The sequence below is a fragment of the Paenibacillus protaetiae genome (assembly GCF_004135365.1).
GTDB classification, from domain to species: Bacteria; Bacillota; Bacilli; order Paenibacillales; family Paenibacillaceae; genus Paenibacillus_AP; species Paenibacillus_AP protaetiae.
This window is the reverse complement of sequence record NZ_CP035492.1, coordinates 1,681,075-1,697,544: the sequence shown is the minus strand read 5'-3', so window position 1 is coordinate 1,697,544 and position 16,470 is coordinate 1,681,075. Positions and strand designations below refer to the sequence as shown.

At 51.0% G+C, this 16,470-nt stretch carries 19 protein-coding genes; all 19 read left to right on the top strand.

The genetic code is table 11. The features are described 5' to 3' along the window. The first annotated feature begins 69 nt into the window (after positions 1-69). The 19 genes from ET464_RS20700 to ET464_RS07655 all read left to right on the top strand — a co-directional run bounded on the left by ET464_RS20700 (position 70) and on the right by ET464_RS07655 (position 16,129). A complete protein-coding gene (locus tag ET464_RS20700) occupies positions 70-825 on the top strand; it encodes a PD-(D/E)XK nuclease family protein (protein ID WP_341869777.1) in 756 nt (251 codons plus the stop codon). Positions 826-878: 53 nt separating this feature from the next. Next, on the top strand, positions 879-1,505 hold the full coding sequence (locus ET464_RS07740; protein WP_129439759.1) for a hypothetical protein: 627 nt from the start codon (positions 879-881) through the stop codon (positions 1,503-1,505). Positions 1,506-1,579: 74 nt separating this feature from the next. Continuing rightward, complete coding sequence (locus ET464_RS07735) at positions 1,580-1,960, top strand: hypothetical protein (RefSeq protein ID WP_244226708.1); 381 nt, start codon at positions 1,580-1,582, stop codon at positions 1,958-1,960. A 211-nt stretch (positions 1,961-2,171) separates the two neighbouring features. Continuing rightward, entirely contained in the window at positions 2,172-2,345 is a 174-nt protein-coding gene (gene rpsU / locus ET464_RS07730; RefSeq protein WP_005547957.1) for a 30S ribosomal protein S21, read from the top strand. 15 nt (positions 2,346-2,360) lie between these two features. Then, entirely contained in the window at positions 2,361-2,804 is a 444-nt protein-coding gene (locus ET464_RS07725) for a GatB/YqeY domain-containing protein (protein ID WP_129439757.1), read from the top strand. Between the two features lie 276 nt (positions 2,805-3,080). Further along, entirely contained in the window at positions 3,081-4,466 is a 1,386-nt protein-coding gene (locus tag ET464_RS07720; RefSeq protein ID WP_129439755.1) for an NfeD family protein, read from the top strand. A 24-nt stretch (positions 4,467-4,490) separates the two neighbouring features. Next, positions 4,491-5,492 carry a flotillin-like protein FloA gene (floA, locus tag ET464_RS07715; RefSeq protein ID WP_129439753.1) on the top strand — a complete coding sequence of 334 codons (1,002 nt, stop codon included), beginning with the start codon at positions 4,491-4,493 and terminating at the stop codon, positions 5,490-5,492. Positions 5,493-5,526: 34 nt separating this feature from the next. Beyond that, entirely contained in the window at positions 5,527-6,075 is a 549-nt protein-coding gene (locus ET464_RS07710; protein WP_129439751.1) for a hypothetical protein, read from the top strand. A 231-nt stretch (positions 6,076-6,306) separates the two neighbouring features. Beyond that, positions 6,307-6,582, top strand: a complete 276-nt coding sequence (yqfC, locus tag ET464_RS07705; RefSeq protein WP_129439749.1) for a sporulation protein YqfC — start codon at positions 6,307-6,309, stop codon at positions 6,580-6,582. A gap of 74 nt (positions 6,583-6,656) precedes the next feature. Beyond that, a complete protein-coding gene (yqfD, locus tag ET464_RS07700; protein WP_165280074.1) occupies positions 6,657-7,853 on the top strand; it encodes a sporulation protein YqfD in 1,197 nt (398 codons plus the stop codon). 3 nt (positions 7,854-7,856) lie between these two features. After that, the gene (locus tag ET464_RS07695; RefSeq protein WP_425271749.1) at positions 7,857-8,831 is read left to right on the top strand and encodes a PhoH family protein; all 975 of its coding nucleotides are present in this window, start codon (positions 7,857-7,859) and stop codon (positions 8,829-8,831) included. A 17-nt stretch (positions 8,832-8,848) separates the two neighbouring features. Continuing rightward, a complete protein-coding gene (locus ET464_RS07690) occupies positions 8,849-11,098 on the top strand; it encodes an HD family phosphohydrolase (RefSeq protein WP_129439747.1) in 2,250 nt (749 codons plus the stop codon). After that, positions 11,095-11,592: an rRNA maturation RNase YbeY gene (gene ybeY / locus ET464_RS07685; RefSeq protein ID WP_129439745.1), complete on the top strand. Its 498-nt coding sequence runs from the start codon at positions 11,095-11,097 to the stop codon at positions 11,590-11,592. Before ET464_RS07690 ends, ybeY begins: the two co-directional genes overlap by 4 nt. Then, entirely contained in the window at positions 11,592-11,954 is a 363-nt protein-coding gene (locus ET464_RS07680) for a diacylglycerol kinase family protein (protein ID WP_129439743.1), read from the top strand. Before ybeY ends, ET464_RS07680 begins: the two co-directional genes overlap by 1 nt. Positions 11,955-12,038: 84 nt before the next feature. Continuing rightward, on the top strand, positions 12,039-12,473 hold the full coding sequence (gene cdd / locus ET464_RS07675) for a cytidine deaminase (protein ID WP_129439742.1): 435 nt from the start codon (positions 12,039-12,041) through the stop codon (positions 12,471-12,473). Between the two features lie 12 nt (positions 12,474-12,485). Continuing rightward, a complete protein-coding gene (gene era / locus ET464_RS07670; protein ID WP_129439740.1) occupies positions 12,486-13,385 on the top strand; it encodes a GTPase Era in 900 nt (299 codons plus the stop codon). A 100-nt stretch (positions 13,386-13,485) separates the two neighbouring features. Then, positions 13,486-13,653: a YqzL family protein gene (locus ET464_RS07665; RefSeq protein WP_129439738.1), complete on the top strand. Its 168-nt coding sequence runs from the start codon at positions 13,486-13,488 to the stop codon at positions 13,651-13,653. 32 nt (positions 13,654-13,685) lie between these two features. After that, positions 13,686-14,435 (top strand): DNA repair protein RecO, encoded by a 750-nt coding sequence (recO, locus tag ET464_RS07660; RefSeq protein ID WP_129439736.1) that lies wholly within the window; start codon positions 13,686-13,688, stop codon positions 14,433-14,435. Between the two features lie 146 nt (positions 14,436-14,581). Next, the gene (locus tag ET464_RS07655) at positions 14,582-16,129 is read left to right on the top strand and encodes an MDR family MFS transporter (protein ID WP_129439734.1); all 1,548 of its coding nucleotides are present in this window, start codon (positions 14,582-14,584) and stop codon (positions 16,127-16,129) included. Positions 16,130-16,470 lie beyond the last annotated feature (341 nt).

The following is a 16,470-nucleotide window of genomic DNA, read 5'->3' as shown; positions in this document are numbered from 1 at the left end:
GCGCGGCTCGACTGGAGCTACGGCTATCAGCACGCCTCCGGCATGGCGGCCAAGTCGTCCGTGACGGAAATGAAACGGCTGCACGCCGAATTTTTGGAGGCGGAGGAACATACAGGCGGGATGCCGTACGAGCAGCTCGCCGGGTTTGCGGAAGCCGCCGAATCTGCGGACATGCCGGCTGAATCGCCGCCTTCTGACGAAAGCCAGACGGACCAAAACGCTGCCAAGCAGCGTAAGCCTGCTCTAGGCGGAAGTTATACGTTTCGGCTGCGCCGTCCGCAGTTTATGGAGGAAAACAGCTTGACCGCAGCGGAGAAAGGGACTGTCAGCCACTTGATGATGCAGCATATTCCGCTGGAGGGCGAGATCAATGCCGGGAAGCTGCAAGAGAGGCTTGCCGGTATGATTGAACGGAGGCTGCTGACGGAGCGGCAGGCTGAAGCGCTGGATTTGCCGGCTATCGCCGCCTTTTTCGATAGTCCGCTTGGAAGGCGGCTGCTGCAGGCGGACCGTGTGCAGCGGGAGGTGCCTTTCAGCTGTATGTTCCCGGCATCGCGCGTTTATCCCGGCGCGCCGGCTCCTTCGGCGGATGAGCCGATTCTCATTCAAGGCGTCATCGACTGCTTGTTTGAGGATAAGGACGGTGTCGTTCTGCTGGACTACAAAACCGACCGGATTTATATGAAGCAGTGGGAACAGGCCGCCGAGAAGCACCGATTCCAGCTGGAACTGTATGCGGAAGCGATTGGCCAAATACGTGGAAAGCCGGTTGACGAATGCCACGTATTCTTTTTTGACGGAGGGCAATCGGTCCGGCTGCGCTAACCGGAGGCGCAAGCCCGAGATGCGTTGCGATCGCAATTATAGGAGGCTCATGAATGGAACACGATAAGCAATACGACAAGCAGGGGAAGCGGTCCGCCGCCCTTCCTATTACTTTGGCGCTGCTCGTTTTCAGCTTGATCGGCAACGTGTTTTTGTATGCCCAATCGATTCAGAACAGCCAAGACCGCAAATACGAAGCCGGGCAGGTTGTAGGCATGAACGCGGAGCAGACTGCATCGTTTTATAACAGTGCTTTGCAAAGCTTGGATTCCCTGCTCCAGAACGACGGTTCCGGCACCGGGCAAATGATGATCGACAAATTTAATTTGGGTCAAAGTTTCGGGAATCATGTGCAAGGAGTCCTTGATTTCATAACGGCGGCGCATAAGCTGGAAGGCAAAGACGACAAGGTTGACGCTGTATTTCAAATATTTAGCGATAACGAACAGAAGCTCAGGCTGATCGCGATGGAGAACGGCAGCCTGTCCGATGCGGACAGGAATTATTTGACCGCCTTGCGTGATGCCTATGCGCAGGAGCGGGAAATTATTTTGCGCTTCAATTTTGACACGATCGGCATCCGCAGCTCCTCCATCCGGCTGGGCGGCGGATACGGCTGGCTTGATATCGCGGACGATTTGGAGAAAGCCATTCTCGTTCACGGCAGCAGCCTAAAATAATTTCAAACGGAAGTAGCCATTCGCCTATTCCTGAATACGATGAAAGCAAAGCGTATGAAAGGGGAGGCTTTCGTTTGGAAAATAAAAAAGCTCACAGCTCCGCCGGCGTATCCAATATGCCGAATCCGATTATCCCGGCTGCAAAAGAAGCCAATGAATCTTATGCTAATATGCCTTATGTTGCGCATCCGGACCATCATAAAAAATGGTGCGAACATCACAAATTCCGTTATGTGCTGCTGCGTACGCACAGCGGCTACTGCATCGACGGCTTTATCGAGCATATCGACGATCACGTCGTCTGTTTGGCTGTCCCGGCATGGCCGCATGACGACCGGGCGTTTTTTGGCCCTGGCTTCTATCCGTACCCGTTTTTCCCTCGCCGCCGTTTTTACCGTCAAGTATTCCCGCTGGGCGGATTGCTTGGTTTATCCCTTTTGCCGTTTTTCTTCTAAGGACGGTTCGTCCGAAGCGCTTGGCCAGACATTGGCCAGGCGCTTTTTCATTGGACTCGCAGCGCATAATCCGTTATAATAGTTACGAATATGCCGCAGAGCGGGCATGCTTCCAAGCAAAGTTGACACTGTTATTCATTTTGACATATAATGAAGTTTGATAAACCGTGTTTATGCTCTGGACGGTCTGTTTCGGAGGGAGGGAAAACTGGTGTCTGAAACGAAAGTTCGCAAAAACGAGACTATTGATGCAGCGCTTCGCCGCTTTAAACGTTCCATCGCTAAAGATGGCGTCCTGGCGGAAGTGAAGAAACGCAAGCATTATGAAAAGCCAAGTGTTAAGCGCAAGAAAAAGTCCGAGGCTGCGCGTAAGAGAAAGTTTTAGGAGGATCCTTCCATAATGAACCTTAGCGAACGATTGAACGACGATATGAAGCAAGCTATGAAAAATCAGGACAAGTTCAAATTGACCACAATCCGCATGGTTCGTGCGTCCATTAAAAACTTGGAAATTGATTTGAAGCGTCCTTTGGACGATAATGAAGTGCTTGATATCGTAAGTCGCGAGATCAAACAACGTAAAGATTCCCTCCAAGAATTTGAGAAAGCCGGCCGTGAGGATCTGGCAACAGCTCTTAGAGCAGAAATTGATATTATTAGTCAATACCTTCCCGCACAGCTGACCGAAGAAGAGATTAAAGCGATAGTGACGCAGACGATCCAGGAACTCGGTGCTTCTTCCAAAGCCGAGATGGGGAAAGTGATGGGCGCTCTTTTGCCAAAAGTAAAAGGACGCGCAGACGGTAAACTAGTAAACCAATTGGTGCAACAATTTCTGCAATAAACAAGGATCGGACATAAACACCCCTTAATTGGGGTGTTTTTTACTATGTACGCTTATTTGCGGCTTTTTCATAAGTTATTTCTATGTGATAAGCCGGGAACCTGTGAATAAAGTCCACGAATGCCGAGAAAGCTGAAGTGGACTTTTTTTATTGGCATTGTATTGGAATAAATCCCAAAATAGGGCTTGGCTTATGTTATCATTTACATATATATGAAACGTTTGGTGCGTTTAACCCGTAAAGGTAGATCATGCCGTAAAAAGGAGGCAGCTCACATGCAACTGCTTAGATGGCCCAAGCTGGTTTTGCTTGGCTGCATGCTTGCCGCATGGTTAAGTTTTGCGGTTGGCGCGTCGGCTGTTCACGCAGCGGCGGAGGGGCAGGCTGCACAGCAAGCGTCGGCCGCCGGGCCGGCCGTTGTTGTGATTCCGGCCGAGCAGACGATTGAGTCGGGTCTGGAGGCTTTTTTGCGCCGGGCTTACAAGGAAGCGGAGGAGGCACGGGCGGAACGAGTCATTTTGACCATTAACACCTTTGGCGGAGCAGTAACCAGTGCCGAGCAAATCGGCGAGCTGATCCGCAAAAGCCCGGTGCCGACAACGGTGTTTGTGGAAGGAAAAGCGGTATCGGCAGGCACTTACATCGCTTTAAACGCCGAACAGATTGTGATGGAGCCGGGCAGCACGATTGGAGCTGCTGCAGTCGTCAACGGTTCGGGCGATTTGATTGACAATCCGAAAACCGTGTCATTCTGGACCAAAATGATGATGGAGGCGGCGGCGCTTCACGGCCGAAACCCGGACATTGCTGCTGCGATGGTCAATAAAGATGTTACCCTTTCTTTGCCGGATTCCGGCATTAGCAAGGACAAGGGGCAAATATTGACTTTATCGGCCGATGAAGCGCAAAAGGCCGGATACGCGGATCACATCGCAGGTTCTGTTGAGGAAACGATTGCATGGCTAGGTCTCGATAGCCGGGACCGGATTGATGTGAAGCCGTCGCCTGCCGAGCAACTGGCAAGGTATTTGGTTGATCCGTACATCCGGACGCTGCTGCTCATTATTGGCGTAGCCGGCATTGCCCTGGAACTGATTGTTACCGGATTAGGATTTCCGGCGCTTATCGGAGCGATATCGTTTGGGCTTTATTTTTTCGGGCATTATGTAGCCGGTTTCGCAGGAAAAGAATCTATTGCGCTGTTTGTGCTTGGATTAATTCTGCTTATACTGGAGCTGTTTGTGCCTAGTTTCGGGGCGCTCGGAATTGTAGGCAGCATATCCTTGATCGCGGGCGTGATGATGGCCGCTTCCGATCCGCTGTCCGCATTGCTGTCATTAGCTGTGGCAATTGTTCTGGCTGCTATCGTAATAGGGATCTCCATCAAAAAATTCGGCCACCGCGGCATTTGGAACAAGTTTATTTTGCGGGAGAAGCTTACTGCGGATAAAGGTTTCGTGCCGGCTGAAACGAAAGTTCCGCTAGTCGGGCGCGAAGGTGTAGCCGTTACGCCGCTCCGTCCGGCGGGGACGGTGCAAATCGGCGAGGAACGGGTCGACGTCGTCACCTCCGGCGAATTTATTAAACAGGGAGCGGCGGTCGTTGTTACGAAAGCGGAAGGCACCTGGGTTTTTGTGAAAGAAAAAAAAGAAACGGTTTAAACTTGAAAGGAGTCGTGATTTCATTTGGATCCATTAGTAACTGCAGTCATTATTGTTGTGCTGGCGATTATCGTCATCTCTGTATTTCTTAGTTTCTTCCCGGTTATGCTGTGGGTTTCCGCCATTGCATCGGGCGTGCGCATCGGCATCATAACGCTTGTAGCGATGCGATTGCGCCGTGTTACGCCAAGCCGGATCGTGAACCCGATGATCAAAGCGACGAAAGCGGGATTAGGGTTGTCGATCAACCAGCTGGAAAGCCATTACTTGGCGGGCGGCAACGTCGACCGGGTAGTTAATGCGCTGATTGCGGCCCAACGCGCCAACATTCCGCTTATTTTTGAACGGGCGGCCGCGATTGATTTGGCTGGCCGCGATGTGCTTCAGGCGGTACAAATGAGCGTTAATCCCCGCGTTATTGAAACGCCGATTGTAGCGGCGGTAGCGAAAGACGGCATCGAAGTGAAAGTAAAAGCAAGAGTTACGGTTCGCGCCAATATCGAACGGCTCGTCGGCGGCGCCGGCGAAGAAACGATTATCGCCCGGGTCGGCGAAGGGATCGTAACGACGGTTGGTTCCTCCGGTTCGCATAAAGACGTGCTTGAAAATCCGGACCTGATTTCGCGCACTGTGTTAGGGAAAGGGCTGGATGCCGGAACTGCATTCGAAATTTTGTCCATTGATATCGCCGATGTGGACGTAGGCAAAAATATCGGCGCCAATCTGCAAACCGAGCAAGCGGAAGCCGACAAGCGGATCGCTCAGGCTAAAGCGGAAGAACGCCGCGCGATGGCGGTTGCCCAAGAGCAGGAAATGAAGGCGCGTGTCGTAGAAATGAGAGCGCTGGTTGTCGAATCGGAATCACAGGTGCCGCTTGCAATGGCAGAAGCGCTGAAGTCGGGCAAAATCGGCGTCATGGATTATATGAACTTGAAAAATATTGAAGCGGATACGCAAATGCGCAATACGATCGGCAAGCCGGATTCGGCGGATTCCGACCACAATGGCGGCAACTCAAACGCCTGACCGGCGATTCCATTAATTTGCCGGGGGTGATAGATTGGAGAAGCTGATCGCTTTTTTATCAAGCAACATCTTTTTTATTGTGGTCATTATCGGGATTATCGCCAAAATCGTGGGCGGCTCGCGCAAGCAGCGCCCGAGAGGCGGTATGCCGACCTTTGGCGGCGGCGCTGACCGCTCCTGGCCGGGAGAACGCGAGCGGCGTTATCCGCATCCGCAGGAGGAGCACGAAAGGAACGAAAACAGCCGCGATGAGGAGAATTGGCGAGAAGCTCCTTATGAGCCGGCTCCTAAGCAGGCAGAGGAGCCTCCCCGTTCCGCTGTGCAGCCTCCCGGCGTAAGCCCGTTCTCAGGGGCGTATCCGGCACAGAGCCGCAGCCAGGCGGCCTCGCAGCCGGCTCCTCCCGCCAGACACGGCCATACGGGCTTGGGAGTGCGTCAGAACGCGCAGGGCGCTGCCCGCCAGCCCAAGGCGCAGCCGGCCAAATCGCCGGTGCTGCGCGCCAGCGAAGAAGACTTGCGGCGAGCTGTCGTATGGTCGGAAATTTTAGGCCCGCCGCGCGCCAAAAAACCGTTCCGTAAATAAAAAGCAAGCTTTCTGGATTGTTACAATCCGGAAGCTTGCTTTTTTTTGCTGTCCAGGCAGGATCAGCCGTTATTATTCGCAGCCGTAGCCCTTCCTTGCGACGCGGTGTATGTTATCTTTTGCGATCTTCATAAATGAGCCGCTCCGAGCATAATTTGGAATGAAGAACCGTTTTGTTATTTTAACAGGCTTATGCCATCGCATACGCAAGGCGGGGGGACCGGAGAGCATATGGGCCGCATCAACCGAAAAATACGAAAATGGACCGCCGACATGCTGGATATGCCGCAGGACGTCATGTACGATCTTCCGAGGCTTACCATGATCGGGGATAGACAACTTTATATCGAGAATCACCGCGGCGTCATTCAGTTCTCCAGCGAGAAGCTGACGCTTGCATTGAGCAAAGGAGAGCTGGAGGTTATCGGCTCAGATTTGGTCATCCGCACAATTTGGACGGAAGAAGTGTTTATCGAAGGCTTAATCAAGCAAATCGCGCTCAAATAGCCGGATAACGGCGCTATCGGGCGCTGGTGTACAAGCCGCCGGCTAAGGGGCGGACTATATGCGGATTGAAGGGAATGATTAGCGTGTTATGGCTGCATTGGGTGAGAGGTATTGTAACCGTGCAAGTGCGCGGCGGACAGCCTGAAGAGCTTGTGAACCGCGCGCTTGCAGGAGGTTTAACATTATCGTCCATTCGCTGGACAAGCGATGGCAAGCTCCAGTTCGAAGTTTCCGTCAGCGATTTTTTTCGTCTGCGCCCTTATTTGAAAAAAACCGGCTGCCGTATCCATGTGACAGGACGAGCAGGTTTTCCTTTTCTTTTGGACAAAATGGGAAAAAGAAAGTTTTTTGCGTTAGGCATCGTTTTGTTTTTTGCCATTATTTATTTATTGTCTTCTTTAGTATGGACGGTTGAAATTACGGGCAACTCCCGCATGTCGGACGAGCAGATTGAACAAGCAGCCAAGCAGGAAGGGATTTTTCCTTTTCAGTGGTCGTTTAAACTGGCTGACGCCGATCTATTGTCCAAACGTTTAACAAGCAAGCTGCCGGACGCCTCGTGGGTTGGCGTGGAGAAAAAAGGGACACGCATTGTTATTCAAGTAGTCGAGAATACCGTTCCGAAAACAGCGGACTTGAACACGCCTAGGCATTTGGTTGCCTCTCATGATGCAGTCGTCACGCAAATATTGGTGGAAAAAGGCCGTCCGGTCGTCAGTAAAAATACGAAGGTGAAAAAAGGCCAGACACTTATTTCCGGCACAATTGGCGACGGTGCTTATACGCAGACCGTACCGGCCAAAGGGGTAGTGAAAGGATTGGTCTGGTATGAATATAACATCACGTCACCGCTTGTCCAGCCGGTTAAAGTCTATACAGGAGAGAAAAAGACAAAATGGTATGCGGTGCTTGGCTCCAGGCTGCTGCAGGTAAGCGGCTTCGGGAAAACGCCCTTCGAGCAGTCGGAAGCGGTGCGGGAGGAAGAGCAGGCGGGCTGGCGCAACTGGAAGCTGCCGATTGGAAGAATGAAAGAAACGGTGATGGAAGTCCGTACGGAGCAAAGGCAATTGACTGCGGACGAAGCAAAGCAGGCGGGTTTGCTGCAGGCAAAGGCAGTGCTGGCTTCAAAAGCAGGAGCGGACTCGGTCGTCCGGGATGAAATTATTTTGCATGAAAAGACGGACAATGGTAAAGTTTATATGAAAGTTCTTTTTGAAGTGGAGCAGTCAATCATAGAAGAGATGCCTTTAGTCCATGAACAAGGAGATTGAGGTTTGTTGCAAATCGAAGCAAAAACAGTGAAAATCCCGCTGGGCAATGCGGCGGAAGGGCTCGCAGTGTTTGGGCCGCAGGACCGGTTCTTGCGTTTGGTGCAAGAGCAAATGACAGCACGGATCTCGTCTCGCGAGGCGGAAATCGTCATAACGGGCGATCCAGCGGAAGTAGACTCGCTTGAGCAGCTTTATGATGTGATGCTGCAGCTTGTGAGAGGCGGCTATACGCCTACGGAGAGAGATATGATGTACGCGCTGGAGCTGGCGCGCGCCATGCAGGCCGAAGAGCTGCTTGATTTGTTTAAAGCAGAGATTACAACAACGTACCGAGGGAAGCCGATCCGCGTCAAGACGATTGGCCAGCGGCATTATGTCAAAACCATCCGCAAGCATGATATCGTGTTTGGCATCGGCCCTGCGGGCACGGGCAAAACCTATTTGGCGGTGGTGCTGGCGGTCGCTGCGCTTAAAGAAGGCAAAGTGAAAAAAATTATGCTTACCCGCCCGGCAGTGGAAGCGGGTGAAAGTCTCGGGTTTTTGCCGGGAGATTTGCAGGAAAAGGTTGACCCTTATCTTCGCCCATTGTATGATGCCCTTCACGATGTGATGGGGCCGGATCAGACCGGAAAGCTGTTTGAGCGCGGCGTAATTGAGATCGCGCCTCTTGCTTATATGCGCGGCCGTACATTGGACGATTCGTTTATTATATTGGACGAGGCGCAAAACACGACCCCCGAGCAAATGAAAATGTTTTTGACGCGCCTTGGTTTTGGCTCGAAAATGGTCATTACAGGCGACATGACGCAAATCGATTTGCCCAGAGGCAAAAACTCGGGTTTAATAGAAGCACAACGCATCCTGAAAGATATTAAAGAAATTGGATTTATCTATTTTTCGGAATCGGATGTCGTTAGGCATTCTTTAGTGCAGAAAATCGTTATGGCCTACAATGTGGACGCTGAAAACAAAGCTTAGAGAGGAATGTCCGCTGCATGAGCTACAAACAATCCGGTAAACAAGGAAGCTTGAAACCGTCGAAATCGGCGGGGTGGAAGCAGAGCGCCGCCGTAAGGTGGCTGCTCTTGTTGCTGTTTGTGCTGCTGTTCTATTTCAGCTTGGCTCCGCACGTGCTTCCGGAAACATACGACATCAAGCAAGGCGATATCAGCGAGAAAAATATCGTCGCTCCCCATCAGATCGAAGATGTAAAAGGGACGCTGAAAGCACAGGAAGATGCAGCCGACCGCGTTGAAACCGTGTATTCCAACGTAGCTTTAAGAAGCGATAATTTGATTGGGCAAATATTCGACCGGATCGAGCAGCTGAATCAGGACGATCAGGTTACGACTCAAAATAAAATTGATATTTACCGCAATGAAATTCCCGGCAAATACGCACAATATGTCGATAATTTCGCCAAAGTGAATGCCGGCAATGGTACTTATAGCTCTACCTTGATGGAAGAGATGGTTAAAGTTGTAAAAGAGCAGCAATATACGATTCCGGAAGAAACGTTCTATAAGATTCCGAATCTAAGTCTTACGGAGCTGGAAGAAATGCGCACGGTAGCGCAGGATGTCGTCCGCAAGCTGATGGGAGACTCGCTGCGCGAAGCGGAGACGGCCCGAATGAAAGTGCCGGAGCTGGTCAACGCAAGCTCTATCAGCAGCCGGACAAGCCGCGAGATCGTGCAGGAGCTCGCGCGTTTTGCCATTATGCCAAATAAATTTTTGGATAAAAGCGCTACGGATGAAGCAAAAGCGCAAGCCAAAAAAGATGCTCCGCCTGTTGTTTACAAGGATGGAGATATTATTGTAAAAAAAGGGGAAATCATTACCCCGGAAATATATGAGATATTGTCCGATTCTTCGCTGCTGCAGGACAAAAAAAATTACTGGCCGCAGCTTGGCTTGTTTATGATGTCGCTGCTGCTTATATTAGGCGTATTCAGCTACCTGGATCACACGGGCGTCTTCTCCAGCCGCCAAAATAAATATAACAACACACAGCTGCTTATGCTGTGGCTAATTTATTTCATTACGATGGTGGCGATGCAGATTATCGCCATTATTCAAACGGACGCCGCGTTTTATATCGGCTATCTGGCTCCGGCGGCGCTTGGCTCTATGCTTATTACGCTGCTGCTGGACATGCATTTGGCGATTGTAAGCTCGATTTTGTTCGCCGCCTTTGGCAGTATAGTGCTTAATACGAACCAGAATCAGCTGTTTAACTACGGCTACGGCTTTGTGATAATGGCAATGGCGTTTGCGGCGATTTTTTCCATTCACCGCGCAAGCCAGCGGTCCACCATTCTGAAAGCGGGCATTATGGCCAGCTTGTTCGGCTCTTTGTCCGTTTTGTCGCTTACGCTGCTTACCGGCAAGCTGGATCAGGAAGCAACGATGATTTACAGCATCGGATTTGCGTTTGTGAACGGGCTGCTGACGGCCATACTGGTTATCGGCCTTATGCCGTTTTTTGAAGTGACCTTCGGCATTTTGTCTGCGCTTAAGCTTGTGGAGCTGTCCAACCCGAATCACCCGCTGCTGCGCAAGCTGCTTACGGAAACGCCCGGTACATACCATCATAGCGTAATGGTCGGCAATTTATCGGAGGCGGCGGCAGAGGCGATCGGAGCGGACGGTTTATTGTGCCGGGTCGGGTCCTTTTATCATGATATCGGCAAAACAAAACGGCCAAACTATTTCATTGAGAACCAGTCGAATATTGAAAACCCGCATGATACGATTGATCCGAAGCTGAGCAAGTCAATCATTGTCGCCCACGCGCGGGACGGCGTGGAAATGCTGAAGTCGTACAATATGCCGAAGCAGCTGCGCGATATTGCGGAGCAGCATCACGGCACAACAAGCTTGTATTATTTTTACCATAAAGCAGTCAAGCAGGCTGAAGAGCAAGGAATCGAACCGGCATTTACGCTCGACGATTTCCGCTACCCGGGTCCGAAAGCGCAGTCGAAAGAAGCGGCGATAGTCGGAATCGCCGACAGCGTGGAAGCGGCGGTAAGGAGCTTGCGCAACCCTACGGTTGATCAGATTGACTCGCTGATTCATAAAATCATTAAAAGCAGGCTGGACGATAACCAGCTGAATGAATGCGATTTGACGATGAAGGAGCTGGAACAAATCGCCCAGTCGCTGAAGGAAAGCGTCATCGGCATTTTCCACTCCCGCATTGAATATCCGGAGGAAGACAAATCAAAGGAGCGTTTAGCATGAGTTTGCAATTGGATTGGAGCAATGAGCAGGATAAAATGGACATTCCGGAAAGCTGGATCGCGCGGCTGGAGCAGCTGCTGCAGCTTGCCGGCGAAGCGGAGAACGTGCTGAACGGAGAAGTGACGCTGACGTTTACCGACAACGAGCAAATTCACCAGCTGAACAAAGAATACCGCGGCATCGACCGCCCGACGGATGTGTTGTCGTTTGCGATGCAGGATGAAGGCACCGAAGAGCTGGACATTATTTTTGAGGTGGAAAGCGAAGACGAGCTTGATCCGATTTCCGGCATGCTGGGCGATATTATTATTTCCGTCGAAAGGGCAGCGGAGCAAAGCGAAGAGTACGGGCATTCGCTGGAACGCGAAATCGGCTTTTTGTTCGTTCACGGTTTCCTTCATTTGATCGGATATGATCATCAGGATGACGCAAGCGAAAAAGAAATGTTTGCGAAGCAGGAAGCGGTTCTTCAAAAGGCTGGTCTGTCCCGCTAATGCGGAAATTTATCCGGAGCTTGGGCTACGCGTGCTCGGGCATTCAATATGCCTTGCGTACGCAGCGCCACATGCGTATTCATACCGCAGCAGCCGTTATCGTTATTTTCCTTGGATTGATCGCGCGGCTGACCGTTACAAGGTGGGCTATTCTGCTGCTGACCATCGGGTCCGTCATATCGGCGGAAATGATGAACACTGCTGTGGAGCAGGTAGTTAACCTTGCGAGCCCAAGTCTTCATCCTTTAGCGAAACGTGCAAAAGATGTCGCTGCAGGAGCTGTGTTGATCGTATCGGCTGCTGCGGTTGTTATCGGTGTAATCGTATTGCTGCCCCCTATCTGGGAATTATTATTTCAATGATGGAAACAACGTCTTTTGAAACGGCATCACCGCTTCCCGCGAAGCGGTGACGTCGTTTCTGCATCTAACAAGGGAGTGGGAGAAATGGCGGTATATACTGGCCTCGAACAACATTACGTTTCGCTGCTGGAGGCGGCCCGTGAAGCAATGGAGCGGGCATATGTCCCTTATTCGCATTTTAAAGTCGGCGCTGCATTGCTGGGACGTGACGGCGTGATCCATTACGGCTGCAACGTTGAGAATGCGGCATACGGCCCAAGCAATTGTGCGGAACGGACAGCTTTGTTCCGTGCGGTTGCGGACGGGAAGCGCCCGGGCGAGTTTCAGGCGATTGCCGTTATTGGCGATACGGAAGGCCCCATTGCGCCATGCGGCGTATGCCGCCAAGTGCTTGTCGAGCTGTGTGCACATGATATGCCTGTTGTTATGGGCAATTTAAAAGGAGCGTGGAGCGTTACAACGGTAGCAGAACTGCTGCCAGGCGCGTTTACGTCTTCTTCTTTGGAGAAAGAGGGGTAATTCGTTAAACTTATGAGCAATTCTAAATTCCGTTCCGGGTTTGTAGCCATTATCGGCCGGCCAAACGTCGGAAAATCAACCTTGATGAACCATCTGATCGGCCAGAAAATCGCCATTATGTCGGATAAGCCGCAAACAACGCGCAACAAAATCCATGGCGTGTATACGACCGACGAGGCCCAAATCGTATTTTTGGACACGCCGGGTATCCATAAGCCGCAATCCAAGCTGGGCGACTACATGTTCAAAACAGCGGAAAGCGCGCTAAAAGAAGTCGAAGCGGCGTTATTTCTTGTTGACGTAGCGGAAGGAATCGGCGGCGGCGACCGGTTTATTATCGAACAGCTTAAAAAGGTGAAGACGCCTGTATTTCTTGTTTTGAACAAGATCGATAAGATTGAGCCGGAAAAATTGCTTCCCATCATTACCGAATATAAAGATTTATACGATTTTGCGGAAATTGTGCCGATCTCGGCATTGCAGGGCAATAATGTAGAGACGCTTCTTGCGCAATTAATCCGTTATTTGCCGGAAGGGCCGCAATATTACCCGGCTGACCAGGTAACGGACCATCCGGAGCAATTCGTATGCGCCGAGCTGATCCGTGAAAAAATTTTACATTTGACGCGGGAAGAAATTCCGCACTCGATTGCCGTACAGATTGAAGATATGCGCGTCCAGGATAATGGAGTTGTCTATATCGGAGCTGTTATTTATGTCGAACGCGATTCGCAAAAAGGGATTATTATCGGCAAAAAAGGCTCGCTTCTGAAAGAAGTGGGCAAGCTTGCGCGCAACGATATTGAGTCGCTGCTTGGTTCCCGCACATTCCTTGAGCTGTGGGTGAAGGTCAAGAAGGATTGGCGGAATCAGGAAAGAATATTGAAAGACTTCGGCTTCCGGCATGATTAACCGGCCGCTGCGGCTGAAATAATTGCTAAGGATAACACATCCCGATTTATCGCATCCTATTTTCGTCAGGGAACATTTCCGAGGGAAAGGATGAATACGATTGCGAAACTTTTCGTGGAAGTATTTTACGTTGACCGGGGATGTGGAATCCTTTTTGTTATACAAAGAAGTAAACAAGATAGGATCGGGGCAAGAAGCTGACGCGGCTGCTGCGGACGGCAGTCTTGAAGCTGAACTTGAGGAGACGGCAGTAGAGCTTGATTCTTGACGCTTCCTCAGCCAAGGGAGAAGGAGAGCGGCATGCTTTATCGTGTGGAAGGAATCGTAATCCGCAGTATGGATTATGGGGAAGGCAACAAAATCGTAACTTTGCTGACCAATAACAGCGGCAAGGTGGGCGTTTTAATAAAGGGAGCTAAAAAGGTAAAAAGCCGGTATGGCTCGCTGGCGCAGCCTTTCACTTATGGGGAATTCGTGTTTTTTCGCGGACCTAACGGGGGGCTGGGCAACTTAAACGCAGGCGAGATTTACGATTCGTATCATACTTTGCGCGAACATTTGGACCAGGCCGCTTATGCTTCTTATGTTGCGGAATTGACCGACCGCGCGCTTCAGGACGAAGAAGCGGGCGGTTTTTTGTTTGAGCAGCTGAAGGCATGCCTAAGCGGTTATGTAGCAGGCAAAGACGCGCAAATTGTTACGCATTTATACGAGATGCGCATTTTGGAGGCGTCGGGTTACGCACCGGAGCTTGATTTCTGCGTAAACTGCGGCCAGGAGGAAGGGCCTTTCCGGGTTAGCCCTCATATGGGCGGCGCTTTATGTATCCGCTGCTCGGCAAGCGATCCCGGCGCGCTTCGCCCGGGCGATACCGCGTACAAGCTGCTGCGGCTGTTCCGCCGAATGGATTTGCGGCGGCTCGGCGATATCCAGGTTAAGCCGGAAACGAAAGCGGAGCTGAAGCTGGCAATGAGGCGGATGATGGACGAACTGCTTGGGTTAAAGCTGAAGTCGCAAACTTTTTTGGACCAGCTGGACAAGCTTACATAAATGCGGTAAGGGTACGGAAACGAAACTCCCTCGGTCTGCAGACCGAGGGAGTTTCGTTCTAGCGGCCATTTTAGACCAAGCCCGGATACGGTATGATGGGTACGAAAGATGGATGAGAACGAGAATGGGAAGGGAGAGCGTTAAGCATGACGGCAACACAAAGCAGAATGGGCCTTGTCGTGACAGGATTGCTGCTTGGAATACTCGTTGCGGCAATTGATAACACCATTGTTTCAACCGCGATGGCTACGATTATAAGCGATTTGAACGGCTTGGATAAATTCGTATGGGTAACCTCGGCTTATTTGGTGACCGAGATGGCGGGTATGCCGATATTCGGCAAGCTGTCCGACATGTACGGCCGTAAACGTTTTTTTGTATTTGGCGTACTTATATTTTTAATTGGTTCTTTATTGTGCGGTACAGCGCAATCCATTACGCAGCTTAGCATTTACCGCGCGCTTCAAGGGATCGGCGGCGGCGCAATTATGCCGATTGCCTTTACGATTGTTTTTGATATTTTCCCTCCGGAAAAAAGAGGCAAGATGGGCGGTTTATTTGGTGCAGTATTTGGCGTATCCAGTTTATTTGGCCCGCTGGCCGGCGCCTACTTGACGGACGCAATTAACTGGCGCTGGATTTTTTACATCAATGCGCCAATCGCCATCGTATCGCTTGTGCTGATCATTTTTTTTTACAAAGAGTCTTTACATCATGAGAAACAAAGAATTGACTGGTTCGGAGCAGGAGCGCTCGTAGGCGCAATTGTGTGTTTAATGTTTGGCCTGGAGCTTGGCGGCAATGAATACGCTTGGAATTCGGCTCCGATTATCGCACTGCTCGCAGGATTTGTAGTGCTGTTCATTTCCTTCCTTTTTGTGGAAACGAAAGCATCCGATCCGATTATTTCTTTTGAGATGTTCAAGCGCAGATTGTTTGCTGCCAGCACGGGAGCCGGTTTATTTTACGGATCTGCGTTTATTACGGCAGCGCTTTACATTCCGATTTTTGTGCAGGGCGTATACGGCGGAACGGCAACGAACTCCGGGCTTATGCTTATTCCGATGACGGTGGCATCTGTTATTGCCGCGCAAGTCGGGGGCATTTTAAGCTCCAAAATGTCTTATCGCAGCATTATGACGATTTCCGCTATTATTTTTATCGCGGGCATTGCTCTGCTGGCAACGATCGAGCCGGACACGACCAAATGGACGCTGAGGCTTTATATGGCAATTACCGGTTTTGGCATCGGCTTCTCGTTTTCGGTTCTTGGCATGTCGTCGATTCATGGATTTAACGCCACTCAGCGCGGTTCGGCAAGCTCGACGATGTCGTTTGTCCGTTCGCTGGGCATGACGGTAGGGATTACGATATTCGGCATCATTCAGCGCAACAACTTTGCAAGCGGGATGAAGGACGCTTTTGCCGGTACGAACGGCGGGGCGCCGGTTTCGCAGTCCCAGGATGCGAGGCAATTGCTTTCGCCGGAAACCCGGGAGCAAATTCCGCACGATGTGATGGATAAAATCGTGGACACTTTATCCGGCTCTATTTCGACTACATTCATGTGGTCGGTAATTCCAGCGGTGCTGGCGCTCGCTTGTGTACTGATGATGGGCGGTGCAGGCATGAAAGACATTATCGGAACCAAGACAAAAGACGAGAAATCTTCCTTGGAAGCACACGGCCATTAAGAGGCCCGCTGACCCGTGTTTGACAAAACCATTTCCGGTGATTAGAATATTCTAATAGTGAATATCGGACAATGATGGAGAAAGTAACGTTTGATAAAGGTCAAGCAGCGAGCCGGGGAAGGTGCAAGCCCGGCGGCCGGCCAAACGTGAACATGGCGCTCCGGAGTCGTGTTGAACAAAGCGGGTTTGCTTTATTGCGTTCGAACGTTACAGGATACATACCGATGACGTTATTCGCAAATACCAAGTGAACCAAGTAGGGTGGAACCGCGGGAGCTTCAGCTCTCGTCCCTACGTCTGGCAGCAGGCGTAGAGACGGGGGCTTTTTTGCGCCCGTTCGT